Raw genomic sequence first — 26,010 nt, forward strand, 5'->3', positions numbered from 1 at the left:
GGATAACCCGCATCACCGACGGGTCCGACGGTGTTATCGCGAATGAGACGATAACGACTTGCGCGATTGGGTGGGAGCACGATAGCGATGAACACAGCGAATATCGGACGTTGCGATGCGCCGGGCTGGTTTCGCACGCGGTCACTTGAGCAGGCGGTTCACCTCTGCGAAACCGCCTTTCACCCGCATAAACTGGGACTTCTCGGCCGCGCGGATGAGTTCGAGTTCAGGCAACGCCGTACCCAGGCAGGACCCATCACACTGGCAGATCTCAGCTACGGCACCGATGTTTCGCTCGGTTTCGGTGAGGGCCGGGACTGCTACTACATCCACATTCCGCTGAGCGGTCACCTCGAATGGCGATATTGCGGGCGGGAACTGGTTTCGACTCCTGCTTTGGCGTCGATCTTCGGACCCGCCGCCGACATGACGGTGACCCGGTGGCCCGGTGGTACTCGCCACCTGGGGGTCAAGATCGACCAGCTCGCGGTCGACACGGCACTCGAGAGAATGCTGGGTCACCCGCTGGATGCGCCCATCGAGTTCAGCGCGGCACTACCGATACACGCCGGCGGGGTTCAGAGCTGGGTACGTCAAATGCAGTGGATGAGCGGCGAATTGGCGTACCCGGACAATCCGATGCGGCACGCGGCGGTGTTGGATCCGTTGTTGGAGAGCGTGATCCACGGCTTTCTATTGATGGCCGAGCACCCATACCGCGAACTGCTTGTCTCGCCCGCCAAGCCCGCTCGACCGCTGGCTGTCCGCGAGGCGATCGACATCATCGAGTCCTCTCCGCAGGCGTCGCTGACGACCACCTTGCTGGCGAGTCGCTGCCACGTCAGTGTCCGTGCCCTGCAAGAGGGCTTCCGCCGGCACGTGGGCATGACACCGATGCACTACGTTCAGCGAGTTCGACTGCGCCGCGCGCACCACGATCTGCGGGCCGCACATCCCGCCCAGTCCACCGTCGCCTCCATAGCGCACCGTTGGCGGTTCGGCCACCTCGGCCGGTTCGCCGCCGCTTACAAGGCGATGTACGGCGAGACACCGCTGCAAACGCTGCGCGCGACGCGCTGCCTAACCCTCGGCACTCACCAGTAGTCGTTGCGGGCTGCGGCCCAAGACTCGCCGCCACGGAATGCTTGCCGGGTCCTCGATCAGATCCAACGAGGGGAACTCCGAAACAACCGCTCGCACCGACTGTTCCACCGCGAGCTTGGCGAGGGAGGTACCCACGCAGTAGTGCGTGCCGGCACCGAAGTTCAGCAGGCGGGGCGCGTCCGGGTGCGCGAAGCGGTCGGGTTCGAACTGATCTGGATTGTCCCACACCGATTCGTCACGGCACGCTGCGGCGATGCACAGAAATACCATTGCCCCCGCGGGGATGGTCGTGTCATGCAACTCGATCGGCTCAACCGCGGTGCGGGGAATGAGCGGGATGCTTGGTTCCAGCCGCATGGTCTCCGCGGCCACCCGCGCCAGGCTCGCTTGGTCCAGATCGATACCGGCGAGCTCGTCGCGGTGCTGCAAGGCCACAAGCATGCTGCAGGGAATCTGGCTTCCGGTCGTATCATGTCCCGCAACAAGAAGATTTGCGATCATGACGATGGTCTCGTCATGGGTGAGGTGTTCCCCATCCTCCTCGGCGACCAGCAGGTTGGTGATCAGGTCCGATCCGGGGTCTCGACGACGGCGCCGCGTCAATTCGTCGACATAGCCTTGTAATTCGGCAATGGCGATGGTTGCGGCGTTGACCTGATCGGGGGTCATCACGTAAAACACCGGACTCAAGGCATCGGCCCACCGGGCGAACGACGCTACGTCGCTGTCCGGCACCCCGAGAAGGCGGCAGGTCAATCGGGCGGCCAACGTCGCACACGCCGCCACCAGATCCCCGCGCTGCCCGATTGAAGCGGCGGCCTCGCGGGCCATCTCGCCGGCGGTCGCCTGCAATGCGGCGACAGACCGGGGCGTAAATGCCTTCGACACCAGCGATCGCATCCGTCGGTGATAGGCGCCCTCGGTGGTGAACATGAGTCGCCCATACCAATCGCGCAGCGGCCCATCGGTTATGCCCATCATGTCGAACAGCGTCAGGCCTATTCCGTGCAGCCGCGGGTCGTGCACCAGCAGTTCGACGTCACGTTGACGCAAAACAACGAAGGCACCCGTCATTTCGTCGTCGGCCAATGGCCCGCGCCGCGAAGCCTCGCGAAGCACCCCGTGCAGGTCGTTGGCGAACACCCCGCTCAGATCGACCGACGGCAGTAAGTTCATAACCTCATCTCCCGCTCGACATGGTGAAACCCCAGCTACGCGCTGCCGGACCGGCGCAAACATCAAGTTTCCCGGCGGTGGTGATGGCGATGCCAGGACGAATTGGCTCCGTGCTGGAAGAACCAACCTCCCACCGCCGGTCGCGGGCCGGTAGCATCCAAACCAATGAAGGCACGTGACCGGAGCGCAGGGACCAGCCAGCCGCTTTCCGTCGCGATGAGAGAGGGCTCGGCCGAAGAGCACGCCCGCGCGGAGCAGTCGCCGTTCGTGACGGAATTGCTCGCGGGACGAGTCAACAATCGCGGATACGCCGACTATCTGCTGCGGCTGCGGGTGGTTTACGCCACGTTGGAGGACGCGGTTCGCGCCCGTCGCGACGATCCGATGGTGGCCGCGGTGTACGACCCGCTGCTCGAGCGCCTGCCGTCGATCGAGGCCGACCTCGAACATTGGAAACCACAGGGCGGCAACGATATACAGGCGCCCGCGGCCGACGCCTACCGCGAGCGCATCACCGGGTCCGCCTGGGGTGGCGCGCTGGTGGCCCACCATTACACCCGATATCTCGGGGACCTCTCCGGCGGCCAAGCCATCGGCAAGATTCTCGACCGCAGGTTCTCGCTCGGCGGCACCGGGCTGGCGATGTACCGATTCCCGTTGCGGCCCAAGCCCTTCAAGGACCGCTATCGGACCCGGCTCGATGCGTTGCGCCTCGGCGCCGACGGGGTTCGACGCGTGGTCGACGAGGTCAAGGTCGCGTTCGGCCTCAACCAGGCCGTGTTCGACGAGCTTTCAGCCAACTTGCCGGCCTATCGGCACTAACCGAATTCAGGGTCTCCACAGCGCCACGATGGTGACGTCGTCGTCGATATTGCCCGAGTCCATCGCCTTCCAGATGCGCGACGCGGGCGCGTCACCCGCGCGGCCGAGTGTCTCGGCCAACCTATCCAGGCCCTCGTCGATCACTTCGCCGCGGCGTTCCGCCGACCACGCCAAATAGCCGCTAAAACCCCGCGTCAGACCTGGTTGAATCCGCCGTCGGCGGTGAGCGTCGATCCGGTGGTAAAGCTGGACAGATCGCTGGCGAGAAAGACCGCCGCGTGGGCGATTTCGACGGGTTCGGCGAAACGTCCCAACGGAATGGTGGCGACGCGACCAGCGCGGAATTCTTGAACCGACGCATTGGGATTGGTCTGAGCGGCCAGTGCGTCGCTTCCGGGGGTGGCCGTCGATCCCGCGACGACGACGTTGACCCGAATGTTGCGGTCGGCGAGTTCGCTGGCCCAAGTGCGGGCAAACGACCGCACGGCGGCCTTGGTGGCGGCGTAGACGCTGAGCCCGGGACGGCCGCGGTCGGCGGTGGTGGATCCGGTCAAAATGATCGATGCGTTGTCGTTGAGTAGCGGCAGTGCTTTTTGGACCGTGAAAACAACGCCTTTGACGTTGGTCGTCAACAGCGAGTCGAGGTCGTCGTCGCTGATCTCCCCCAGGCGCGAAACCCTGGTGACCCCGGCGTTGGCCATCACGATGTCCAGACCCCTGCCGGCTTCTTCGACCTTGGCATAGAGCCGATCGAGGTCCTCCGGTTTTCCGACGTCGCCACACACGGCGGTCGCGCGCGATCCCAATTGCTTTGCCGCGGAATCTAGTTCGGCTTGGCGCCGGCCCGTGATGAACACCTCGTCGATGCCTTCGGCGATGAAGCGTTCGGCGGTGGCTAAGCCGATGCCGGAGTTGGCGCCGGTGACGACAGCGGTCTTGTGGTCGAGCAGTCCCATCTAGCTCTCCTGAAGTCTGGTCGCATCGGCGGCATTGCGCGCGCTGACGGTAAGCAATGCGATGGCCGAATCGAACGGTTGCGGGTCTCGCAAGGCTCGACTGACGATCAGCGCACCCTCCATGCTCGTGACGATCCCCCTGGCCAACTCCCGCGCGCGCTCGCGCTCGATCGCTTTTTCTTCCAAGCGTGCGGCGACGGTCGAGATGACGTCACCGAACCCGCGGCGAGTGACGTCGCTCAGTGGCTTTGATGCGGGAGTGGTTTCCAGGACGATGGGCGCGACCGCGCAGCCTCGCCGGTAATCGCTGGCGACGATCTCATCGCGGAAGTGCCCGATGAAGTTGTCAACGAACTCCGCTGCGGTCTCGGTAGCGCCGGCGGCGCGATTGACCGAGGCGACGATCTCGGCGGCATGTTGCAGGGCCACCTCGGTGGCGAGTTCTTCCTTTCCACCGGGGAAGTGAAAGTACAGCGAGCCGCGCGGGCCGCCGCTCTCTGCGATGACGTCGGACAAGGCTGTGCCCAGGTATCCGTGCTCGCGGAAGAGCCGGCGGGCCGCGGAAATCATCCGCTCGCGGCTGTCAGTTCTTCACGCCATGTCTCTCATCCTACATATTTTGTCCTTTTGAACGATCTACCTAACTAAAGGCGTTATTACGTAAGTATGCCGCTTGACATAGTGATGTGCTCACGGTGTTCGGCGGCACGCTGAACTTGATGGGACGGGAGAGCTGTCATGGATGCTGCGCTAGGGGAACGGTATGACTTCGTCGTGTGCGGGGCCGGGACGTCGGGGTCGGTAATCGCTCGACGACTGGCGGAAGACCCGGACGTGACGGTCTTGCTGCTGGAGGCCGGCGGCACCGATGACGTTCCCAGCGTCACCGAGGCCGAGCAGTGGCCGCTGAATCTGGGCAGCGAACGCGACTGGGGCTTTGTCTCCGAGCCGGAGGAACTCCTTCGTGGACGATCGATCCCCTTCTCGATGGGCAAGGTGCTTGGCGGCGGGTCCAGCATCAACGTGATGATCTGGGCGCGCGGACACCGCAGCGACTGGGACCTCTTCGCTGCCGAATCCGGCGAACCCGCCTGGGGCTACGCACCGGTCCTGGATCTCTATCGGCAGATCGAGGACTGGCACGGCGTCGGCGAGCCGAATTATCGCGGCACCGGCGGACTGCTATTCGTCCAACCGGCGCCCGCACGGCATCCGGTGACGCACGCGACCCTGGACGCGGCGCGCGGGTTCGGGATTCCGACCTATCAAAGTCCCAATGGCCGGCTGATGGAAGAGGCTCGTGGCGCCGCCGTCATCGACCTGCGCAGCCGCGGCGGGAAACGCCAGTCGATCTTCCGCACCTACATCGCGCCGTATTGGGACCAACCGAACCTGACCGTGGTTCCGAATGCATTGGTGACCAACGTGACGTTCCTAGGCAACCGGGCCACCGGCGTCGAGGTACTCCACGACGGCGTCGTCCATCGCGTGACGGCAGCGGCCGAGGTTGTGCTCTCCCTCGGCGCGATCCAAACACCGAAGGTGCTGATGCAGTCCGGCATCGGAGATGAGGACGAGCTGCGCGACGCCGGAATCACTGTGCGCCAACACCTGCCCGGCGTGGGCCAGAACTTGCAAGACCACTACGGATTCGACTGTGTATGGGAGTTCCCGGAAAGGATGCAAGCCAAGGTTCAGGCCGAGGCGGCATTGTTCTGGGACTCCGGGCTCGACGATTCCAATGAACCGGACCTCTTTGCCTGCACCGGACCGTTCCCCAAGGCGACGCCCGAGTGTGTCGCGAAATACGGCTTGCCGCCCAACAGTTGGGTCCTATTCGGCGCGCCGACGCACCCGAATAGCCGCGGTCGGGTACGTCTGTCGGGCCCATCCCCCTCGGATCCGCCCCGGATCGAGGCCAACGCGTTGTCGCACCCCGACGATCTCAAGGCCACCATCTCCTGCCTCGAAACACTGCGGGAGATAGGCAATTCCGCGGAGCTGCGCCCGTTTGTCGCCCGCGAGGTGATGCCGGGCGACCTGGCCGGAGACGAGCTGGATACCTACTTGCGCAACGCGCTATGCACCTACTGGCACGAATCCGGGACAGCCAAGATGGGCCGCGACCCGATGTCGGTCGTCGACGGACACCTCAACGTCTACGGCATCGAGAACCTGCGCATCGCCGACGCATCGATCATGCCGCGCATCACCACCGCTAACACCATGGCGCCCTGTGTCGTGATCGGCGAGCGCGCCGCACAGTTCATCAAATCCAGCCACCGGCTCTAGGGCCACGGCGAATCAACGAAAGGACGATCATGTCAACAGGTGCCGATATCGGCTGGGCAGCCGATGCCCATCTCCCCAAAGGTCACTGGCTGGCGACCACACGCTTCGGACTTCGCCCCGCACCGCACGGCTTGGCGCTGGTCGAGGACTTCCTCAACACCGGCGCCGAGGCGACTCGAGATCTGCTCGCCGACGTCACGCGGGCCCAGGCCTGGTCGACGCACGCCTGCCGGGCCTGGTCGCTGGAACGAGGCACTGAAACGTCGCCGGCTCCCGTGCTGATAAACGGAGACGACGCCCGACTGCGCGAATTGCGGGACAGTATCAGCGGTTTGGTATCGGGCGCGGGCGCGGTGGCGCGCATCGGTCTTGGCGTCACTGAATTCGTACTCTCGGCCGCCGGCGAATTGCATTGGCAACCAACCGGTAACGGTTGGCAATGGTGGGCAGCTGCCATCTGCACCGAGGTGATGCTGAGTCAGCACTCGGGAACGTGGCAGCGACTGAAGTTGTGCGGCAACGACTCTTGTCGCGTGGTGTTCTACGACCGCTCGTGGAACAACAGCGCGGAGCTGCACGCGGGACACGCATGCGCGACCGAGCAACTCTCCGGAGCGGCGATCGGCTAGGCGGCCGTTATTCGCCGTCGGCGGCGGCATCCAGGTATTGGCCCACCCGGGCCAGCGCCTCGTCGAAGATCTCCACCTTTTCGCCGCGCTTTTCGTTCGCCGGCTGCGCGGCTCCGCGGGCACCTTCGGCCTCCACCCGTACCGCACCCTGACGCCGCAACAGGCTGAAGTTCTTTTCACGCGCTTGGCGCAGCCGGCTCTGCAAGTCCTTCAGCGATTTCTCGTCCATGCGCGCGAGGGCCTCGGGATGACTCTCGCCGATCAACGAGCTTTCCTGCTGGGTCAGGTTCACGTGGTGGGTGCTCACCGTAGATTCATAGCCTGCGCCGGGCGCCTCGGAGTACCGAATCGCCCGAGGTCGTGGCGAACCGTCACCCCCGGGCCACTTCGCGTTCACGTCGCCGGACGCGCTCGGGCCGGAACGACGACGACGCCACCGCCACCTGCCAACCGAATCAGTCAATGCTATTCGGTTGTGATGCCGGCCAATTCGCGTGCCACCGCGTCGAATGCGCGCAGCGTGTCCCACAGCATTTGTGGATCCCCGGCGTCCGGCTGGGTGGATAGCTTGGCCGCGACCAGCTCGGCTGCCCGGTTGACGTAGATCATCTGGCCGCACATGCCCTGGCACAGCACGACGTTGCTGCCCGGGTAGGGAAACCACACCTGGTTGCGGTACATCCCGCCGGGCATTTGGGTGTCGTCGGGGCTCGCGGCAAACGCGGCACGCGAGTCCGGGCCGCCGTCGAGGGTATCGACGATCCACGCCGCCGGCACCACCTGCTGTCCGGTCAAGGATACGCCGTCGCGCAGGAACAGCGAGCCGAACCGGAGAATGTCGGTCAGACAGGCGCTGATGCCCCCGTCGAACAGTCCGGTGCCGTCGGCGTCCACGCCGATGCTCGCATCGCATTGCGCACCGATGCGGCTCCACAGCAGTTCCGACATCAGTTCGGGCATCCGCTGACCGCCCGCCTCCTCGCAGATCCAGCCAAGGACGTCGGTTTCACACGAGCGGTATTGGAACGGACCGCCGTGTGCCGCCTTCTGCCGCAGGGTGAGCAGGAAATCACGCAGCGTTGCGGGGGCTTCGGGATTGCTCGCGGGTGCCCATCCCATCGCCTGGTCCAGGAGGTGTATCTCGGCGGTGGGGTGAAGGTAGTCGTCCGAGAATGCGATGCCCGACCTCATATCCAGCAGGTTGCGCACCGTCGCACCGCTATAGCCCGAGTTCCCCAGGGCGGGGACATATTTCGTGACCGGTGCGTCAGGCTCGATCAGACCCGCCCAGTGCAGTGCGCCTGCCACCGCCGCCACCAGCGACTTGCTCACCGAGAACAGCAGGTGTCGGGTCTCGGCGCCCATGCCGCCGAGGTATTCCTCGGCCACCAGCGAACCACGGTGGGCGACGGCCCATCCGTCGGTCGCGGTGCCGGCCATCACCGCCCCCACCGTGGTCGGTGCGCCGTCGCTGTCGGTCACCGGGATTTGGGCGATCGGGGCACTCGCCGTGGGCAACACCGCGACCGGGCCGATTCCCCGCGAGATCACCGCGGTCGGCACGAAGTCTTCGACGTGCTGGAACGACCAGTGCGCGTAGGGCGGCGCGAGCCAGTTGTCCAGTGAGATACCGGCCGGGCTGTTCACGCTCGTGCGACGAGCCGCGACACGATCGGGGCGGCCGGCGACAGGGGCGTCGAGACGAATTTCGCCTTCATGCCCCTGACCCAGCGCTGGCAGCGCTCGCTGAGCTTGTAGTCGTCGGTCTGCAGGTGTGAACGGGTGACGAGCACGCCGAGTTGGGCGCCCTCGGAACGTAAGTCGCCGGGCGCTGCGACCCGCATGTAAAAGGCCTCGGACCCGTCGAGCAGCGTGGCCCAGTCGTTGGCGGACCGGTTGAAGGAGACGCGCCCCTCGTCGTCGATGCGCCAGACCCCGGTGCGTGGCGTCGCGGTGAAGATCTCGAGATCCGGTGACGTCTCCGTGATGATCACCTGGCCCCAGACCTCGTCCTCGCCGTAGCCGCGTTCCCAGCGGTCGTTGATCTCCCTGATGTCGAGTTCGTAGTCCACATCCATGTACTCGAGCAGATGGAAGAGAAACAGCGGCATGTCCGCGTAGGCCTCGGTGGTCAGGTTCGTCATCGGGCTGGCACCACTCAGGCGCGGATTCACCTCGCCGAGGTAGAGCTCGTCGGAGTCCAGGTCGTGCAGCAGGTCCACCTCGAAGTAGCCGCGGTAACCCTCGCGGCGCATGACGTCGCCGAGCTTCGTCACCATCTCTCGCGCCGCGTGCGTCTGGGCGGGCGGCAGCACCTCGTGCCAGATGTCGTTGCCGCACCAGCTGCCCCGGCTCGGCGTGAGCTCTGAGTACCCGACGAGGCTCGTCATCGCGGGGCCGACCACCGTCCCGTGGCGGGTCACGGCCCCCTCGAGGCACACCTCCACGTTGCGAATCCGCTTCATCACCTTGAGGTCCTGCCCGACCAGGTCGCCGGCATGCTCGTCCCAGTCGCGCTGACCGTGCACGAAGAACGTCCCGCTGCCGGCGTTGCCGTAGGCGATCGAGATGACCAGGTCGTCGCCCAAGCCGGCGCCTTCCGCGAGCGCCAGGAGTTCGTCGTAGGAGCCGGCCCGCCCGATCGTGTTGGGCACGCTGGGCACCCCCGCCTCGTCGGCCAGGCGCGTCATCACGATCTTGGAGCCGAGGCGCTCGCGCAGCTGCACCGGCGGATGCATGACCTCGAGACCCGCCTGGCGCGCGAGGGTCTGGATTTCCTCGTTCATCATCACAAAGCAGCACTTGCCACCGGGCCCTTTGCCCGCGATGAACTCGAGCGTCTCGGGATCGGACAGCAGGTGGCTGCACACCTCGTCCATCGAATCGAAATCGCGCCGGTCGCGTCGCCGGGGCACGAACACGCGCGAGTGGGTGCCCTCGAAAGAGTCAAAGTAGGTCAGGTAGAAGAAGTTTCGTATCCAGCGATCGACACCCAGCAAGTTGAACGGGGTCGGCGAGATGAAGTACAGCGGCACCTTGTTCGTGTGAAAAAACGCCCGTATGTCCGAGAGGCCGTTCAGCGTGCGACGTGGCTCTGGCTGCATGCCCACAAGTGTGCCCCTGCCTGTGGCCGTGCGCAGGGTTTCATGCGCCGCTTGCTACCTCACGGCGAGAGCTGGACGTGGCCCCCCGGCGGACGCGGAGGCTGGGGCGGTGGTGGCGGCGGGGGTGGAGGGGGCGGCGCTTGAGGTGGGGGTTCCTGTGGTGGTTGCGGTCCGGGTCCCTCCGGTTGTGGTGCCGGCCCCTGCTGTTGCGGCGGCGGCGACACCGGCCGTTGTGGTCGAGGAGGCGGTGCCGCAACGGGTGGCTCGAGTGGCCGTATCGTCGGCGCCGGCAGCGGCGGCGGCGGATCGGGTGTGAGTTCACCCAGAGGAGCCGGCTTGATCAGCCCGGCGAGCAGCATGCCGTGCTCAGTAGCTGACGCCACCGGTAATTCCGCGGCAACGACCACGCTCGCGCCGCCTAGCAAAGCCAGGATCACCGCGCACCAAGCATGTATTCGTCGCCCGTGTATTGCCATCGTCTTAGACAGCGCTGTCGCGCTACCGTTCGATGCGGTCATACGCTCCCGCAGCCTGTCGCGCCCACCCCCATCTGCGGGTTGGCACGAAGTCCAGTGGTGATTCACGGTTCCAGCCAGTTACGATGTGCATCATTGCAGGCACAGTTGCCTCCATTGTTACCACGTGGTGTCGATTCAATGAGGCGCCGAGCGGGTGACACCGACGAAACGGAAAGCTTGCCGTGCGCATCCGCATCAGACGCCTTGCAGACGTTCTGGCTAACGCCGCGGTGCTGCTGACCGTCGCGGTTGCCTGCGCCGGAGCAGCGGGCGCCGACAGCCAGGAAGACCAATTTGTGGCGTTGCTGGCACAACTTCAGATTCCCGTCATCGACAACGTGCCCGGACTGGTCTACCGGGCCCACGAAATCTGCGGCGAGCTCGACCAAGGCGCCTCGGTGCAGTCCGTGATCGACGAGGAGACGAACACGACGTACTCGGGCAGTCCGCAGTTGCGCCTGTACCCCGATCGCGTGACCCGCACCGCGACTAAATTCGTCACCGCATCCGTGACCGTCTACTGCCCAAGTCATAAAGGCCAGCTTCCGTAGCGTATATTGTTGCAGTGTAACGATTTTCATCGGTTATGTTGCACCCCACGAAGATTCACCACCTCAGCGGCACACACTGCGGAATCCACCCGTCGAACAGCGGGGCCGACAATGGGCCGAAGGGCTTCGGATGCCAGGCCTTGGGGACCTCGCCGCCTTTCCAGTCGAACCAGAAAAACGGGATCTCGGCAAGCCACACCTCGAAGAAGATGGCCAGCAGATCCCGGGTCAGATGCGACGCCGGACACCGATGCGGACCTCCCCCAAAGCTCCAATGCCGATGCGGACCATCCAGTTTCATGTCCTGACCTGACATGGGGTCGGCCTCGTCGCGGTGCACCAGACCGACACACAACTCGACCGGGGACCCGGCTGGGATCGTCGTTTCGCCGATCGTCACATCGCGAGTGGTAATTCGTGAAACGGTGTTCGCCCCGCCGTCCAAGCGCAGTAGCTCCTCGATGAAAATGGCGAGCCGGCCCGGATTTTCGCGCAACTCCTGCTGAAGCATCGGCTTCCGCGCCAGCATCGCCAGGCCCGCCGCGATCGGTAACGACGCGAACATGAAACCGCGGACTACCGACCCCATCAGTCCCATGACCTCTTCGTTGCTGAGCGGTTCGTCGGCGAGGCGGCTGATCACATCCTGGCCACCCAGCGGGGCTTGGCGGATCAGGCCAACCACCTCGGCGTTGACCGCATCGATACCAACGTGGCGCGGCAGCCCGCATGCCAACGCGGCTGCTGCGTGACACAGGACCACGGCGATAAGCACTCCATTGCAGCGATCCTGTTTCGCAACGACGCCGATGGTTTGTTCGATGAGCCCACGTATGGGCTTCAACATCTCCCGCGAACTGGCGGGGTTGAGCAGCTCGACCAAGATTGAGTGATACGGGCCGAACGGCGGATTGCCGGGCATCATTTCGCCCTGGCGGCTGGCGAAAACTTCGCCGTCGCGTACACCCGCAAGCACATCGTCGCGGCGCCAGAGCAGGTACGTGCCGTCCGGCCTCTGCAGCACTCTTTGACCGGCTCGTTCTGCGGCAGCATGCCACTCCCGAAAACCCGCGGCTGCATCTTCGTCGGAGCGCATGACTTCCCGCGTGGCGTCGCCCCCGGACCCTGTCACCACGCAACCCCGACTTTCCCGATCGGCGGCCGCCGCGAAGCCCGCACCAGCCGCGCCACCTGCAACTTCAACGCCGCCACTCTATCCGCAATGTCGGCCGACGGCGCCGCGACGGCCGTGATGCCACCCGCTGCGGAGGCTAGAGTCACTAGGGTTCGAAAGCCGGTAGAACAGAGCCGGAGTCGCGAATCTCCCAGATGCTTTTCTTGCTCACGCCATCGAAGTTGATCTTGTTCAACGTTTCTCGCGAATACGTAAGGTCGATGGCAACTTGCGTCGAGGTGTTGCCATACGGGTCGGTCATCGGGAAGGTGCCCTGGACGTTCACCGCGGAAGCGTCAGGATAGGTCGCTTTCGCGTACCTGAGGATGTCGATGGTGTCGTGCCGCGCACCGTCTTTGATCATCGTCTCGGTGTAGTTGTCGCGGATGGCAAATCGGGCGTTGATGACTTCACCGTTCGGGCCCGGAACGGAGGCGAAGGTCATGCCGTCGGGCATCTTGGGGCCGGTCGTTCTCGAAGGCGCCGCCTCGGTCGCTGCTGACGGTGTCGTGGCGCCCGGGGCCGTGGACGGGCTGTCGTGTGTTTTGTCGAGAACCCAGCTTCGGCCGACGACGATGACGAGAACAAGCGCGGTGAGTGCCGCCAGGGCCAGCGCCGTCACGTTTGCACGGAGATCATTCTTCGGCCGCTCTCTAGAGACCGGCCGCGCCGCTGCCGGCCGCTCGGTATTGAAAGCCCACTCGCTGGTCCATTTGCTGCCGTCGAAATACCGCTGCAGCCCGTGTCCGACCCCCGCGGGGTCTGGGTACCAGCCCGGCGCCGGTTGCGGCGGCGGGGGCGGATGTTCAGACAGCATCCCTGCACCTTCGTCCAGCCGGTGCCCTTTCGGCTACCCGCCGCGCTGGTCGCCCAAAACGATGCCTGACGTCGAATGGCTTCGAGTCGGATTTCGTTCTCGGCGGCGGGGCAAACTGCACCTAAAATTCAACGCCTGAACCGACGCAAGATTCCGCGATAGCCGCGCCTTCGGATCGGGCTCGACTCAGACACCGAGCAGCGAGAGCACGTCGTGGTCGTGCACCGCGTGGGCAAAGCGGACGCTCATCGCATCGCGGATCTCGGCCGGCTGCATCGCCTCGGGCGTCAGGGCATAGATGATTCCGTACAGGGCGTGGCGCCGATAGGCGTCCCAGGCGACGTCGAACGTCTCCGCTTCGGCCCCACGCGCCACGAGGTAGCAGCGGAGCAGGCGCTCCTCGGCGTTGCGACGGTCCTCGCTGCTGAGCGCGCCAATCAGGAAGAAGGCGACGTCGTGGTAGGCGTCACCGCGTCCGGCGAACTGCCAGTCGACAAAGCGTAGCTCCCCGTACGCGCCGAGGTAGACATTCGTCAGGTTCGCGTCGCCGTGGATGAAACGCCGCGGCCTGCGATCCTCGTCGGCCCACATGGCCTGGAATCCGGCGAGGAGGCGCTCGCGGCTCGTCAGCACTCGGCCGACCGGGCCTTCCATCTCGTTGGTGTGTTCGTCGCATCGCTCCGCGACCAATGCGTACGCCATCGGCCGGTAGTGGGGTGGCGCGTCGAGCCAGTCCACCTCGAGATCCGTCCGCGCGTGCCAGCGGGCGAGCAACTCAAGGGCCGGGCCCGCCTGGTCGACCGAAAGCGACTGGCGCGCATCGCAAAAGGCCGCTCCCTGGGTGGCGAGGTCGTCGAGGATCACGATCCCCTGACCTGAATCTTCGTCGATCCCGGCGAAGTGACAACGGCTCAGGCCCTCGCCCAGCAGCGGCGCGACGTCGCGGTAGAAGCGCGCCTCGGCCTGATACCCGGGCGCCATGAACTCGAGCATCTCCGGCACAAATCCACCTTTGACGCACAGACGCGACGGCAGCTCGTCGCCACCGGACGCGTAGCCGACGTCGAGCATCACCTTTGTCGCGGTGCCCCACACGACGCCCGTCACCGAAGCGGCCCGGACCCGTACCTCACGGCGTGGCGTCGAGAGAGCCGCCCCCAGCCATTCCGGCGTGATCTGTTCGACCTTCAGCGGCAGTGCGGTGCTCGGCATCAGGCGTCGATTGCCTCGCGGGCTCCGGGATCGCGGGCCGCGATATCGGCGCGCAACCGAGCGAACTCGGCGATCACCGCCGGGTCCGTGATCTGCTCGGCCGGGGGTTGGGCGGCCTCCCGGTCGATCGCCTTCCAGGTCAGCGGTGTCATCACGATCACCCAGGAGAAGAAGGTCACCGTCGGGATCCACCAAGGGATCAGGCCGTTGTACGAGATCGGTCCATGCTTGGCGAAGAACGCCAGGACGCCCGGCAAAAAGGAGCACCCGACGAACACGCTGAAATAGCCGGCCCACCGCGGGAACACGGGATTCGCACCCTTGTCGGTCAGGATCGCCGCCGCGGCGGCGAAGCACCGCACCTCGAAGCTGGTGCCCGGGATAGTCCAGAGCAGCCAGAACAGGTCGTTGAGCAGCCGAATACTCTCGCCCGACAACGTGTCTGGACGGAACGCGGCGAGGCCGCCCGCCAGGCAGAGCATCACACCGTTGATGCACGCCGTCACCGCGCACGCGATCTGGATGTGGAACAGGATCGGGTAATCCGGTGCGCCCCGACGCGTCTGCGTCGCCACCGCGGCACCCCAGGTGATCATCAAGGCGGCGCCGAAAACCACCATCGCCATGCCGACGCGGATGCCGGTGGCGTGCGCCTGATACGACGCGACGACGGCGGCGATGCTCATGTCAGGACTGTTCACCGGGATCATGCGCGCGAAGAGGATCACACCCACGCCGTAGAGCGCGGCCAAGGCCGGCCCGGTTGCCAGGCACACCAGTTGAATTCTGCGTCGCATCGCAACCGTCGCGTTCGAGCTCACACGACGAGACTATAGAAAATTATGCGTCTTATGTCGAATCTGCGTCATGTGTCGCATTTCTTCCGAAGCCGGCTGCCGCCAGAAAGTCGAACCCTTTGTCGATCGTCTCGCGGACCGTCAGGCCGCTGGCGCGTCGCATGAGCAGCGCGGAACGCGTCACCCCGATCATCGCCGTCGCGATCACGTAGCAGCGGATGTCGGACTCCGGATCAAGGCCCCAAGCCTCGGCAAAGAAACGCGCGATCTCGTGCTCCCAGTCGAGCATCATCGCCGTGAACCGAGACTGCAGCGCGGGGTCGCTGGTCCAGACCTGCACGTGCGCGGCCACGAGTTCGTCGTCCGATTCCTCGAAGCTGGCCATCGTGTCGGTCAGCACGTCCCGCGCGACCGAGAACGGATCGTCCGTCGGGAGCGCCTCGCGGAGTCGCTCACGCGCCAGAGCGAACAGGTCGAGGATGTCGCCCATAGCGACGTCTTCTTTGCTGGCGAAGATGCGGTGGAACGTCGCCCGGTGGAAATCCGCGGCTTCCGCGATCTCCTCGACGGTAGTGGCTTCGAACCCCCGCTCCAGGAACAAGTCGAGGGCGGCCTTGGTCAGCGCACGGCGCGTCTGCGCCTTCTTGCGCTCCCGGCGGCTGATCGGCTCGACCATCACAGCAACATACGGCGTCTAGCGGCGTCGTTGACGTATCGGGGCTCTCGAAATCCTCGCTCTGCCGACGCGACACACAACCACGGCTGACGAATCCTGTTGCGGCGAGTCAGCAATCGGCGCCGTTGTTGACCGCAACCTCAGTCAAATGCCCACACCGCATCCCCGTATCCAGCCAAACCGAGCATCCCCGCCCCGGCCGGGCCTTGGTCGGGCGAACATTAGCCGGTCGGCCCTTCAAGGGTCATCGTCCCCTTGCCGGAACCAACAGCAAAGAGAGCTTTCCTTGTCACTTGTGCACCTATCCGATAGCAGCAGCGCTGCTCATTATCAGTTAACTTCCTAAGTGATGATAAGATGAACACGTGTCATCAGTTAACTCGGGTACGGCCATCGGGCACGAGACCCTTACCTGGGGCATGCCAACCGAGGGGGGCTGCGGGCGCTCCGACCTGCGAGCCGCACTGCGCCAGTCCGGTGAGTATCAAGCCGCCGTTCCCGCAGAGATTGCCAACCTTGACGTCAGTCTTCCTTCTGGCATTCTGGCGGACGCCGAGGAAGCTAGCCAGGCGATCGCGCGCTTCGATACAGAACTCGGGGGCGAGATAGCACCATTTGCATCCGTGCTGCTGCGCACGGAATCAGCAGCAAGCTCCAAAATCAAGAGCCTAACCGCCACCGCGCGCGATCGCCGAAGCCGAAACGTTGGGAACCACCAAGCGCCGCAACGCTTCAATGATCGTCGCTAACACCAAGGCGATGCACGCAGCCATCGACCTGGCGGACGAGATCAGCGGCGATGCCATTCTGGCCATGCATGCCGCGCTGATGCACGACAGTGAACCGAAGATCGCCGGCAAGTGGCGCACAGAGCAGGTGTGGATCGGCGGAGGCAATTTCGGCCCGCGAGGCGCTGATTTCATCGCACCGCATCAGGATCGGGTGCCTGGTGCCATTGATGACCTAGTCCGCTTCGCCAAACGCGACGACATAGCTCTCCTCCCCCAAATCGCCTATGCCCATGCCCAATTCGAAACGATTCACCCGTTCCCCGACGGCAACGGACGCACGGGACGGGCCCTGATTCAATCGATGTTGCGCAACAAGCGGTTAACTCGTCAAATCACGGTGCCTGTCTCAGCCGGCCTGCTCACGGATACGGGTTCCTACTTCACTGCCTTAACTGCCTATCGCGAAGGCGACGCCGCCCCGATAGTCGCCAGATTGTCGGAGGCCGCGATACTGGCCGTCGTCAACGGTCGACAGCTAGTCGCCGATCTGCAAGCGACACGAGCGCAGTGGGACTCGAAGATCAAGGCCCGTCGCGACTCGGCTGTCTACCGTGTCGCGGACTTGTTGATCAAACGCCCAGTGGTCAATGCTCGACTAATCCAGGATCAACTAAACATCCCAATTACCAACGTCTACCGATACCTGGCTCCCCTTGTCGCGGCCGACATCATCGTCGAGTTCACCGACCAGGCCCGCAACCGGGCTTGGCGCGCACCGGAAGTCCTACACGCGCTGGATGCTTTCGCCGAGCGCGCGGGCCGGCGAGCGCTACCCGCGTGACGAAGTAGATTATGCATCCGAAATCGTTGAAGCCGTTCTCCCCAAAGGTCTAACCTCAGGCCCTGCGGGTATGGGGAGGCCCCGAGTCGGGATAGTCCCACTCGTCGCTCGGCCTACAAATCTGTTCTCCAAGGGCCGCAATGGAAGTGGCAGTAAACGCGATCATCGACTCGTTGCCACTGCGAACCCACATCTCGTTCCCTACCGCATCGCGCCACCCCAGCAGTCCTAGCCCACGACCTCAACATCAAAATCATCAACGCCGCCACCGGAGAACTACTGCGCGACTTCACCCTCGACCCCACCGGGGACTACCAACCCACCGGCACTCCCAAAAGCCCCACAAAGAAAAAGGTCCGAACCTAACGCAGGTTCGGAGCTATTCCGATGCCCTGAGACATCACACTTGTCGGGCTGACAGGATTTGAACCTGCGACCACTTGACCCCCAGTCAAGTGCGCTACCAAACTGCGCCACAGCCCGCGCGCCGGTGAGTCCACCGGCAGCAGCTCCAAAGCCTACCGTAGGCGCGCCCGCAACCCGATATTGCCTGGTTGACCTGCGCGTCTCCTAGTCGCCGGCCTTTGCGAACCAAGCCTCGACCTTCGCGACCCAGGACAGCAGCGCCTTGGCAAGCTCGGCTTCGCGGCGGTAGAACCGCTGCGACGGCACCGGCACGCTGACGGCGACCTTCTCGCCGCTCACCCCCCTGAGCACCGCGCCGACCGCGCAGATACCTTCGCTCTGCTCTTCGCGGTCATAGGCGATGCCCTCGACTCGGACGCGCTCGAGTTCCTTGCGCAACGCCGCCGGCGTCGTGATGGTGTTCGCGGTCAGCCGGGCTAGTCGACTCGGCACAGCAGCGGCCTGCTCCTGGGCCGACAGGCTGGCCAGCAGCGCCTTGCCGTTGGCGCAGCAGTGCAGCGGAAACGACTCCCCCACCGCGCTGATCGCCCGCAGCCGGTGCGGCGACACGACCTGATCGACGAACGTCGCGCGGTCCCCGTCCAGAATCGAAAGGTCGACGGTCTCCTCCAGCTCGCGGGACAGCTCCTCGATGAACGGGTGCAGATCGACCACGACGCTGCGGCGCACGGTGGTGGCCATGCGGGCGATCTCGGGGCCCAGCCGATAGCGACCCCGCGCCGCACGCGAGGCCACCAAACCTTCGTCGTCCAACGCATTGAGGATCCGGCTCACGGTCGAGCGCGCCATCCCCAGCCGCTCGCCGATCTCGGCCTGGTTCAACCCGCCGGGATGCGCCTGCAGCAGCCGCAACATCTCGGCTGCGCGGGCGATGACCTGAATTCCGCTGCCGCGGGCCTCTTCTGAGTCGACGCTCACGTCAGGCTCCAGTCTCGAGACGGTACGTGCCGGTGGGGTCGATGATCGCCACCAGCCGCACGATACAACCGTCGCCGCCGACCCAGCGCCATGGGAACGCCGCGAAGGTGACGCGCTTGCCGGTGACCTTGTCCAGGTCACCGCCGACGTTCTCGAAGCCGTAGATGCCCTTGGACAGAATCGCGCGGTGGCACGGCTCCCACTCCGGGAAGTCGTCGAGTACCTTGCGGCCGGCGTGCTCCTCGTATTCCTTTACCGCCCACGGCAATAGACCGCCCGTGTGCTCGGCGGGTCCGTGCGGGGCGATCGCCGTGGCCATCGGATGGTCGAGCGCCTGGATATCGGTCCCGACGGCTTTTACGCCTTTGGACGCAAACCACTCCCCGGCTTCCTTGTAGAAGCCCGGCGAGTAGGCGTAGGACTGGGCGCTGTCGGCGTAGGTGTGGTGCCACCCGGTGTTGACGATCACGATGTCGCCGGGCCGAATCTCGGGCGTGGCCTTCTCCAGATCCTCGGCGGTGACGACCTCCCACTTCTTCTTTGGGATCGACACGACCACCCCGGTGCCGAAGAACGCGCTGAGCGGGATCTCGTCGAGCAGCGGCGTGCCCTCGATGACGTGGCCCGGCGCATCGATGTGCGTGCCGGAATGCATTACCGTGGTGATCTTTTGGGTGAGCACGCGGCTTCTCGCCATGTTGTGCAACCGCTCGATCTTGACGTCCTCGAAGTACGGCCAGGCCGGTACGCCGTGGCCCCACGGATGGGACAGGTCGTAAAACTCCAGCGTGGACTCAGCTTGGCCGAGCGGCCAGGTGAACGTCACGACACTTCCTTTCGATTCGTCAGCACGCGGTGTAGCCGCCGTCCAGATACATCACCTGACCGGTGTAGAAGCTCGACGCGTCGCTGAGGAGATAGATCAGGGCGCCGACGAAGTCCTCCGGTTCTGCGAAGCGGCGCAACGGGATTCGGGCGAACATCGCCTCGCGGGTTTCCCGTCCCCTCTCGTCGTCGGCGTACATCCACTCGGTCAGTTCCGATCGGAAAACCGTTGGCGCCAGCGCATTTACCCGAATTCCCTGTGGACCCCACTCGGCGGCCAGCGACTTGGCCAGCAGGTCGGTCGCCGCTTTCGACGGGCAGCAGGCGCTGTAACCCGCGGGGTGTCCGAGGCTGCCGCGCACCGACGAAACCAGCACGACGCTGCCGCCCTCGCCCTGCCGCAGCAGCACCCGTCCGGCCGCCTGGCACACCAGCCACGCGCCGCGCGCGTTGGCCTTCATCACGTCGTCGAAGTCGTCGACGCCCATCTCGGTGATCGGCTGAACGTGATTCATGCCCGAGGCGACCAGGACTCCGTCGAGTCGGCCGTGCCGGGCGACGGCCGACTCGACCATGGCCTGGGCGCCGTCCGGCGTGTCGGGCCGCCGAACCACTACGGCCGCGTCACGGAGACCCACCTCGTCAACGAGCTTGGCCAGGCGGTCGGTATTACCTCCGGTCAGCGTGAGCCGTGCCCCGGCATCGGCCAATGCCAGCGTCGCCGCACTGCCCAAAGCACCGGTTGCGCCGGTGATGAGTATCGACTTGTCCCGCACGCTGAACCGCGCCGCGCTTACCATCTCACATCAACTCCTGCGATACAGGATTATTAACCCGTTGTACGAGAGATTACGGACGTTGTCGAGCGAAGTCAACTCAGAGCTCCCAAGATAAAGATCACATCGACCGCATTGCGGGAATAGATGACTTGCTCCGCGAAGGTCTGCGTGCCCAGCACGATCGCCAAACCGAGGCGCTCGGCGTCCTCGGTATCGGGTTCCGCGGTGAAGATCATGATGCGCAGGTTGTCTCCGGCGACGACGAGCGTGTCGCAGTCCAGGGCGATGCGCCCGACATCCGGGTGGTCGATGACTTTTCGACGACCGACGTCGTGATGGAGTTCCGGGGATCCCGCGTCCCAGAGCTCCACGAACCGGGGGCTTTGGGCGGACAGCTCGCGAATCAACTGCTTCAACCGTTGATCGGCGGGATAGCGCGACGCCGTCACACGGAGGTCGGCGACCAGCCCGGCCTGCAGTGCGGCACGCTCCTCAGACGTCTGCACAGCGCGGGTTCCGGGGCCAATCAAGTTGCGCCACACACCATTGCGCTCGATCCCCCGCCAATTGGTTGTCGGGCCCATCAGCGCGTCATACGGCGCGTTGGCGATCAGCAGGGTCCAGGTGGCGTCGTAGACGGCCACCGGATTGTTCGCCAACCGGTCGAGCATGCGTTGGACACTCGGGGAAATGCGCGACGAGACGACGCCGTGTCCTGGGGCGACATGCCCAGCCAGCCGGAACAGCAGATCACGCTCGGCGTCCGAGACGCGCAACGCACGGACGAGTGCCTCGACGACCTGGACCGAGGGCGAGGTTGCCCGACCCTGTTCCAGCCTGGTCAAGTAGTCGACGGAGATTCCGGCAAGCCCGGCGAGCTCTTCGCGACGCAGTCCCGCGGCGCGACGGCGCCCTCCGACAGGCACACCGACGGCCGCGGGCGTGACACGGTCGCGCCACTGGCGCACCCTGCGGCCGAATTCCCACGACTCCACCCCTCTACTGTGCGCGACAGGGGCCGCCGGGGAAAGGTCTTGTGGTGGCACTGGCAGTCCTACGACAACCAGACGACTCCCTAAGACTCCGACATCGACCCACACTCGGGCCATGACTTCGATCGCCTCCGGAACCGTATTGCTGACCGGGCCGACCGGCGGACTGGGCAGGTCCACGACGCTGGCGCTCGCGAATCGGCCCGCATCCCAACGCCCCGACCTGCTGCTGCTCGGCAGGCTGGGCCAGGCCTTGGCCGAGGTGGCCGACGAGGCCCGAGCGGCGGGCGCGACGGTGTACGAAATCGGCTGCGACCTCTCGTGTTTGGCCGAGGTGCGCGGCGCGGGTCAGCAGGCCAAGGAACTGCTGGACGCCGTCGCGGTGCGCCCGCTGCACGCACTGGTCGCCAACGCGGGCCTCAGCGTCGCCGACACACATACCGCTTCGGCGGATGGCTACGAGCTCACCTTCGCGGTGAATTATCTCGCACACGCACAACTGATCGGCGATCTGCTCGGCTCATTGACAGCTCCGGCCCGCATCGTGCTCCTGGGCTCGAACACCTACCACCAGAACATCTTTCGCCGGATCTTGCACGTGCCCCCGGCGCGTTGGCGTGATCCGATCGAGCTGGCGCAGCCCACCGCCAGGAGCGCGGCGGCGACGTCCGAGCTGTCTTGGACCGCCTACTCCGATTCCAAGCTGGCGTTGATGTACTACGCACACGAATTGCAGCGCCACGCCCCGCATGGCGTCAACGTGATTGTCTTCGAACCGGGATTCATGCCGGGCACCGGTCTGAGCAGAGCGAACGGCCCTACCCTGCAACGAGTAGGGCGTCTGGTGGAGAAGATTCCCGGTGTCTCGTCACCGGTCCGCTCCGGGCCGTTGCTCGCGTCGATCGTCCTCGATCAACGCTGGGCGCATCTGCGCGACGGCGCCTTCGTCCTCAAAGACGAAGAGCGAGAGGTAAAGCCGATCGCGATTGATCCTCGTCGCGAGGCACGGCTTTGGGAGGCGACGGCCGAACTCCTCGATGCGGCCCGGTGAGTGCGCGCTCAGGGCGTTCAGTGCGCGCTCAGGGCGGCGAGTGTGCGCTCAGGGCGCCCTCGACGCGCATTCGACGTCGACGAGGCGAAAGCTAGCGGCGCTTGGCGGATCGCTTTTCGCGTACCCGCACGTTGATGCGAATCGGGCTGCCGGCGAAGCCGAAGGTCTCGCGCAGCCGCCGCTCCAGGAAGCGCCGGTAGCCGGCCTCGAGAAAGCCGGTGGTGAACAGGACGAACGTCGGCGGGCGGGCGGCGGCCTGGGTCGCGAACAGGATACGGGGCTGCTTGCCGCCGCGCACCGGAGGCGGCGTGGCCGCCACGACTTCCTTGAGCCAGGTGTTCAGCGGCCCGGTCGGAATCCGGGCGTCCCACGACGCCAGCGCGGTCTCCATCGCCGGCACCAGCTTCTGGACCGCGCGGCCCGTCTTGGCGGAGATGTTGACCCGCTCCGCCCACTGCAGCTGCGCCAGCTCGCGGTCGATCTCGCAGTCCAGCAGCTCGCGCCGGTCCTCGTCGACCAGATCCCATTTGTTGAACGCCAGCACCAGCGCCCGACCCGCCTCGATCACCATCGAGAGCACCCGCTGGTCCTGCTCGGTCAGCGTCTGCGACGCGTCGATCAAGACCAGCACCACCTCGGCGGAATCGATGGCCGAGTGCGTGCGAACCGAGGCATAGAACTCGTGGCCGCTGGCCTGCCCGACCTTGCGGCGCAGGCCTGCGGTATCGACGAAACGCCAGACCTTGCCGCCCAATTCGATCAGCGAGTCGACCGGATCCACGGTGGTTCCGGCGACGTCGTGCACGACGGATCGCTCGTCGCCGGCCAGCTTGTTCAACAGCGAGCTCTTGCCGACATTGGGCTTGCCGACCAGCGCCACCCGCCGCGGACCGCCGGCCGCCGGGGCCGCCTCGGAAACCTCTGGCAACACGGCCAGCACCTCGTCGAGCAGATCGGCCACACCGCGACCGTGGATCGCGCTGACTGCGTGTGGCTCTCCCAGACCCAGCGACCACAGCTCGGAAGCGTCCGATTCAACCTTCTCGCTGTCAACTTTGTTGGCGGCCAAGAAGACTGGCTTTCCGGAGCGCAGCAGAATGCGGGCGGCGGCCTCGTCCGCGCTGGTGGCCCCGACCGTGGCGTCGACCACCAGGATGATCGCGTCGGCGGTACGCATCGCGACCGACGCCTGCTCGGCCACCAGCTTTTGCAGGCCCTTGGCGTCGGGCTCCCATCCCCCGGTGTCCTGTACGACGAACCGGCGACCGGTCCACAGCGCGTCGTAGAAGACCCGGTCGCGCGTCACTCCGGGAACATCCTGCACCACTGCTTCGCGACGCCCCAGGATCCGATTGACCAGTGTCGACTTGCCGACGTTGGGCCGCCCAACGATCGCCACCACCGGCGCGGGGCCGGGCTCGTCGAAGTCTGCCGAGTCGGGATCGACTACTTCCCAATCACTTTCGTCGGACCAGGTGCCGTCCTGAGTCATCGCAGTGCCTCGCTTCGCTGCTTGACCAACTCCAGCAGCTGATCTATCACCTGCTGCTCGGTCAGGTCGCTGGTGTCGACGGTCACCGCGTCGGACGCCGGTCGCAGCGGCGACAGCGTGCGGGTGGAATCGAGGTGGTCGCGTCGGCGCACGTCGGCCAGCACGCCGTCGTAGTCGTCGGGCAGGCCGGCGGCGACGTTCTGGTCGTTGCGGCGCCGGGCCCGGGTTTCGGCTGAGGCGGTCAAGAAGATCTTCAGCGGCGCGTCGGGCAATACCACGGTCCCGATGTCGCGGCCCTCGACGACGACATTGCCCGGAGTCTGGGCCATTTCACGCTGCAGCGCGACCAGCCGGGTCCGGACGGCCGCGACCGACGACACCGCCGACACTGCTCCGGTGACCTGGTCGCCGCGAATCTCGGCCGAGACATCCTCTCCGGCAAGGAAATAACGATCTCCGTCGGGGTGGTAGTCGACCGACATCCGCACCGACTGGGCGACCCGCGCGACCGCATCGGCGTCGGCCGGGTCGACGCCGGCACGCAACACGGCCAGTGTCACCATCCGGTACATGCCTCCCGTATCCAGGTAGCGCGCACCCAAAGCCTGCGCCAATCTCTTTGATACCGAGGATTTTCCGGTTCCCGCCGGGCCATCGATCGCCACCGCAACGCCGCTCATCACAAGCCCACCGCTTCATACAGCTGGCCGATCTCGCCCTGACTCAACGCCCTGATATTGCCGGGCCGCTGCTCACCCAGCGACACCCCGCCGATGTCCGTCCGCACCAGCGCCTCCACCGGGAAACCCACCGCCGCCAGCATCCGGCGCACAATGCGATTGCGTCCCTCGTGCAAGGTCAAGCGCACCAACGTCTTTCCTGGAATGGCGTCCACCACCGCGAAATCGTCCACACGCGCCGGGCCGTCCTCCAATTCGACGCCGGCCCGCAGCTGCTTGCCCAGCCCGCGCGGCACCTTGCCGGCGACCGTTGCCAGATACGTCTTGGGAACCTCGTGGGAGGGGTGCATCAGCCGGTGTGCCAGCTCCCCGTCGTTGGTCAGCAGGATCAGGCCCTCGGTGTCGGCGTCCAACCGACCGACGTGAAAGAGCTTCTTGTTGCCCCGCACTCGCCGCTCGATCAGGTCGCCGATGCACGGCCGGCCCCGATCGTCGGACATCGTCGAGTGCATGCCGCGCGGCTTGTTCAGCGCCAGATACACCTGCTCTTCGTCGACGGCGATGCGGGCGCCATCCACCCTTATCACCGAGGCGTCGGGGTCGACTCGGGTGCCCAGCTCCGTCACCACCTGCCCGTCCACCTCGACCCGGCCGTCGATGATCAGCTTCTCGGCAGCCCGGCGCGACGCAATTCCGGCCTGGGACAACACCTTTTGCAGCCGGATCCCTTGGTCTTCGGCCATCAATCCTGGTCCACGTCGAACGACAGCGACTGTTCGGACGTCTGGCCGCCCGACAGTTTGATGAAACGTGGCTCGCTGTCCAGGGATTCGGTCAGGTCCTCGATCGTGTCGACGTCGGGGAGCAAGGGCGCGATGTCGGGCAGATCGGTCAGCGACTCCAGCCCCAACCGCTCCAGGAACATCTCGGTGGTGGCGAAGGTGACGGCTCCGGTGTCCTCGTCGACGCCGGCCTCGGTGATCAGGCCGCGTGCCAGCAGGGTCCGAATCACGGCATCCACGTTGACGCCGCGCACCGCGCTGACCCGCGCGCGGGTGACGGGCTGGCGGTAAGCCACCACGGCCAGGGTCTCCAGCGCGGCCCGGGTGAGTTTGGAGCGTGCGCCGTCCAGCAGCAGCTTCTCCACGTAGGGCGCGAACCGGGCGCGGGTGCACATCCGCCATCCCTCGCCGGTCTTGCGCAAGTCGATGCCGCTGTCGCGCGCGGTGAGTTCCTCGGCCATCAGCTGCAGTTTGGCGGTGATCCGATAGACGGGTTGCCCGGTGGCCGAGCCCAGCGCCTCCTCGGTGACCGGGGTGTCCACCACCAGCAGCAGCGCCTCGAGCACGGACCGAAGCTCGTCGTCGTCCAGCGGCGCCGCCTCGGCGATGTCCGGGATGCCGACTTCGAGATCCAGGTCAGGCAGGTCTTCGGTCACGAGCGCCCC

Annotated in this window: 28 protein-coding genes and 1 tRNA gene; 8 read left to right on the forward strand and 21 right to left on the reverse strand. The window is 65.5% G+C overall.

Annotation, left to right across the window (positions count from 1 at the left end):
- The first annotated feature begins 87 nt into the window (after nt 1–87).
- Nucleotides 88–1,104, forward strand: coding sequence for an AraC family transcriptional regulator (locus G6N54_RS04595; RefSeq protein WP_163788748.1), 1,017 nt, complete (start codon nt 88–90; stop codon nt 1,102–1,104).
- Here G6N54_RS04595 and G6N54_RS04600 read toward each other — a convergent pair.
- The gene (locus tag G6N54_RS04600) at nt 1,081–2,280 is read right to left on the reverse strand and encodes a cytochrome P450 (RefSeq protein ID WP_163788749.1); all 1,200 of its coding nucleotides are present in this window, start codon (nt 2,278–2,280) and stop codon (nt 1,081–1,083) included. The two genes, G6N54_RS04595 and G6N54_RS04600, sit on opposite strands and share 24 nt — an antisense overlap.
- 165 nt (nt 2,281–2,445) lie before the next feature.
- On the opposite strand from G6N54_RS04600, the gene G6N54_RS04605 reads away from it, so the two are divergent.
- Nucleotides 2,446–3,102 carry a biliverdin-producing heme oxygenase gene (locus G6N54_RS04605; RefSeq protein ID WP_163788750.1) on the forward strand — a complete coding sequence of 219 codons (657 nt, stop codon included), beginning with the start codon at nt 2,446–2,448 and terminating at the stop codon, nt 3,100–3,102.
- 6 nt (nt 3,103–3,108) lie between these two features.
- Here the strand turns inward: G6N54_RS04605 and G6N54_RS04610 are convergent, their stop codons facing one another.
- Genes G6N54_RS04610 through G6N54_RS04620 form a run of 3 tightly spaced genes read right to left on the reverse strand, consistent with a single transcriptional unit; the run spans nt 3,109 to nt 4,628 of the window.
- On the reverse strand, nt 3,109–3,276 hold the full coding sequence (locus G6N54_RS04610; RefSeq protein ID WP_179969168.1) for a hypothetical protein: 168 nt from the start codon (nt 3,274–3,276) through the stop codon (nt 3,109–3,111).
- 20 nt (nt 3,277–3,296) lie between these two features.
- Nucleotides 3,297–4,058, reverse strand: coding sequence for an SDR family NAD(P)-dependent oxidoreductase (locus G6N54_RS04615; protein WP_163788751.1), 762 nt, complete (start codon nt 4,056–4,058; stop codon nt 3,297–3,299).
- Nucleotides 4,059–4,628: a TetR/AcrR family transcriptional regulator gene (locus G6N54_RS04620; protein WP_163788752.1), complete on the reverse strand. Its 570-nt coding sequence runs from the start codon at nt 4,626–4,628 to the stop codon at nt 4,059–4,061. It abuts the gene before it with no gap.
- Nucleotides 4,629–4,796: 168 nt separating this feature from the next.
- On the opposite strand from G6N54_RS04620, the gene G6N54_RS04625 reads away from it, so the two are divergent.
- Both G6N54_RS04625 and G6N54_RS04630 read left to right on the forward strand, forming a co-directional pair.
- Nucleotides 4,797–6,350 carry a GMC family oxidoreductase gene (locus G6N54_RS04625; RefSeq protein WP_163788753.1) on the forward strand — a complete coding sequence of 518 codons (1,554 nt, stop codon included), beginning with the start codon at nt 4,797–4,799 and terminating at the stop codon, nt 6,348–6,350.
- 29 nt (nt 6,351–6,379) lie between these two features.
- Nucleotides 6,380–6,979 (forward strand): CGNR zinc finger domain-containing protein, encoded by a 600-nt coding sequence (locus G6N54_RS04630; protein WP_163788754.1) that lies wholly within the window; start codon nt 6,380–6,382, stop codon nt 6,977–6,979.
- Between the two features lie 7 nt (nt 6,980–6,986).
- Here G6N54_RS04630 and G6N54_RS04635 read toward each other — a convergent pair whose 3' ends face one another.
- The 3 genes from G6N54_RS04635 to G6N54_RS04645 form a co-directional block, all read right to left on the reverse strand.
- Entirely contained in the window at nt 6,987–7,286 is a 300-nt protein-coding gene (locus G6N54_RS04635; protein WP_163788755.1) for a hypothetical protein, read from the reverse strand.
- A gap of 158 nt (nt 7,287–7,444) precedes the next feature.
- Complete coding sequence (locus tag G6N54_RS04640) at nt 7,445–8,626, reverse strand: serine hydrolase domain-containing protein (RefSeq protein WP_163788756.1); 1,182 nt, start codon at nt 8,624–8,626, stop codon at nt 7,445–7,447.
- Entirely contained in the window at nt 8,623–10,083 is a 1,461-nt protein-coding gene (locus G6N54_RS04645; RefSeq protein WP_163788757.1) for a biotin carboxylase, read from the reverse strand. Before G6N54_RS04645 ends, G6N54_RS04640 begins: the two co-directional genes overlap by 4 nt.
- Nucleotides 10,084–10,783: 700 nt before the next feature.
- On the opposite strand from G6N54_RS04645, the gene G6N54_RS04650 reads away from it, so the two are divergent.
- Complete coding sequence (locus G6N54_RS04650) at nt 10,784–11,152, forward strand: DUF732 domain-containing protein (protein ID WP_163788758.1); 369 nt, start codon at nt 10,784–10,786, stop codon at nt 11,150–11,152.
- 55 nt (nt 11,153–11,207) lie between these two features.
- Here the strand turns inward: G6N54_RS04650 and G6N54_RS04655 are convergent, their stop codons facing one another.
- The 5 genes from G6N54_RS04655 to G6N54_RS04675 all read right to left on the reverse strand — a co-directional run bounded on the left by G6N54_RS04655 (nt 11,208) and on the right by G6N54_RS04675 (nt 15,828).
- Complete coding sequence (locus G6N54_RS04655; RefSeq protein ID WP_163788759.1) at nt 11,208–12,284, reverse strand: cytochrome P450; 1,077 nt, start codon at nt 12,282–12,284, stop codon at nt 11,208–11,210.
- Nucleotides 12,285–12,432: 148 nt separating this feature from the next.
- On the reverse strand, nt 12,433–13,143 hold the full coding sequence (locus tag G6N54_RS04660) for a DUF2510 domain-containing protein (RefSeq protein ID WP_163788760.1): 711 nt from the start codon (nt 13,141–13,143) through the stop codon (nt 12,433–12,435).
- A 186-nt stretch (nt 13,144–13,329) separates the two neighbouring features.
- Nucleotides 13,330–14,355 (reverse strand): phosphotransferase, encoded by a 1,026-nt coding sequence (locus G6N54_RS04665; RefSeq protein ID WP_163788761.1) that lies wholly within the window; start codon nt 14,353–14,355, stop codon nt 13,330–13,332.
- Nucleotides 14,355–15,176, reverse strand: coding sequence for a hypothetical protein (locus G6N54_RS04670; RefSeq protein ID WP_163788762.1), 822 nt, complete (start codon nt 15,174–15,176; stop codon nt 14,355–14,357). The genes G6N54_RS04665 and G6N54_RS04670 overlap by 1 nt, the downstream gene beginning before the upstream one ends.
- Before the next feature lie 28 nt (nt 15,177–15,204).
- Nucleotides 15,205–15,828: a TetR/AcrR family transcriptional regulator gene (locus G6N54_RS04675; protein WP_163788763.1), complete on the reverse strand. Its 624-nt coding sequence runs from the start codon at nt 15,826–15,828 to the stop codon at nt 15,205–15,207.
- A 365-nt stretch (nt 15,829–16,193) separates the two neighbouring features.
- On the opposite strand from G6N54_RS04675, the gene G6N54_RS31255 reads away from it, so the two are divergent.
- Together G6N54_RS31255 and G6N54_RS04680 are read left to right on the forward strand one after the other, a co-directional pair.
- The gene (locus G6N54_RS31255; RefSeq protein ID WP_232073355.1) at nt 16,194–16,577 is read left to right on the forward strand and encodes a hypothetical protein; all 384 of its coding nucleotides are present in this window, start codon (nt 16,194–16,196) and stop codon (nt 16,575–16,577) included.
- Between the two features lie 10 nt (nt 16,578–16,587).
- Complete coding sequence (locus G6N54_RS04680) at nt 16,588–17,400, forward strand: Fic family protein (RefSeq protein ID WP_232073362.1); 813 nt, start codon at nt 16,588–16,590, stop codon at nt 17,398–17,400.
- 409 nt (nt 17,401–17,809) lie between these two features.
- Here the strand turns inward: G6N54_RS04680 and G6N54_RS04685 are convergent.
- The 5 genes from G6N54_RS04685 to G6N54_RS04705 form a co-directional block, all read right to left on the reverse strand.
- Nucleotides 17,810–17,883, reverse strand: a tRNA-Pro gene (locus G6N54_RS04685).
- Nucleotides 17,884–17,970: 87 nt separating this feature from the next.
- Nucleotides 17,971–18,744 carry an IclR family transcriptional regulator gene (locus tag G6N54_RS04690; RefSeq protein WP_163788764.1) on the reverse strand — a complete coding sequence of 258 codons (774 nt, stop codon included), beginning with the start codon at nt 18,742–18,744 and terminating at the stop codon, nt 17,971–17,973.
- Nucleotide 18,745: 1 nt separating this feature from the next.
- The gene (locus G6N54_RS04695; protein WP_163788765.1) at nt 18,746–19,570 is read right to left on the reverse strand and encodes a cyclase family protein; all 825 of its coding nucleotides are present in this window, start codon (nt 19,568–19,570) and stop codon (nt 18,746–18,748) included.
- A gap of 19 nt (nt 19,571–19,589) precedes the next feature.
- On the reverse strand, nt 19,590–20,369 hold the full coding sequence (locus G6N54_RS04700; RefSeq protein WP_163788766.1) for an SDR family NAD(P)-dependent oxidoreductase: 780 nt from the start codon (nt 20,367–20,369) through the stop codon (nt 19,590–19,592).
- Nucleotides 20,370–20,440: 71 nt separating this feature from the next.
- The gene (locus tag G6N54_RS04705) at nt 20,441–21,343 is read right to left on the reverse strand and encodes a helix-turn-helix transcriptional regulator (RefSeq protein WP_163788767.1); all 903 of its coding nucleotides are present in this window, start codon (nt 21,341–21,343) and stop codon (nt 20,441–20,443) included.
- Between the two features lie 112 nt (nt 21,344–21,455).
- Here G6N54_RS04705 and G6N54_RS04710 point away from each other — a divergent pair, with 112 nt between their 5' ends.
- Nucleotides 21,456–22,391 (forward strand): SDR family NAD(P)-dependent oxidoreductase, encoded by a 936-nt coding sequence (locus G6N54_RS04710; RefSeq protein ID WP_163788768.1) that lies wholly within the window; start codon nt 21,456–21,458, stop codon nt 22,389–22,391.
- A 91-nt stretch (nt 22,392–22,482) separates the two neighbouring features.
- Here G6N54_RS04710 and der read toward each other — a convergent pair whose 3' ends face one another.
- Genes der through scpB form a run of 4 tightly spaced genes read right to left on the reverse strand, consistent with a single transcriptional unit; the run spans nt 22,483 to nt 26,001 of the window.
- Entirely contained in the window at nt 22,483–23,883 is a 1,401-nt protein-coding gene (gene der, locus G6N54_RS04715) for a ribosome biogenesis GTPase Der (protein WP_163788769.1), read from the reverse strand.
- Nucleotides 23,880–24,563 carry a (d)CMP kinase gene (gene cmk / locus G6N54_RS04720; RefSeq protein WP_163788770.1) on the reverse strand — a complete coding sequence of 228 codons (684 nt, stop codon included), beginning with the start codon at nt 24,561–24,563 and terminating at the stop codon, nt 23,880–23,882. The genes der and cmk overlap by 4 nt, the downstream gene beginning before the upstream one ends.
- Nucleotides 24,563–25,306 (reverse strand): pseudouridine synthase, encoded by a 744-nt coding sequence (locus G6N54_RS04725; RefSeq protein ID WP_163788771.1) that lies wholly within the window; start codon nt 25,304–25,306, stop codon nt 24,563–24,565. Before G6N54_RS04725 ends, cmk begins: the two co-directional genes overlap by 1 nt.
- Nucleotides 25,306–26,001 (reverse strand): SMC-Scp complex subunit ScpB, encoded by a 696-nt coding sequence (gene scpB / locus G6N54_RS04730; protein ID WP_163788772.1) that lies wholly within the window; start codon nt 25,999–26,001, stop codon nt 25,306–25,308. The genes G6N54_RS04725 and scpB overlap by 1 nt, the downstream gene beginning before the upstream one ends.
- Nucleotides 26,002–26,010: the final 9 nt, after the last annotated feature.

Origin of the sequence: Mycobacterium stomatepiae, assembly GCF_010731715.1 — a bacterium.
Lineage (GTDB): Bacteria > Actinomycetota > Actinomycetes > Mycobacteriales > Mycobacteriaceae > Mycobacterium > Mycobacterium stomatepiae.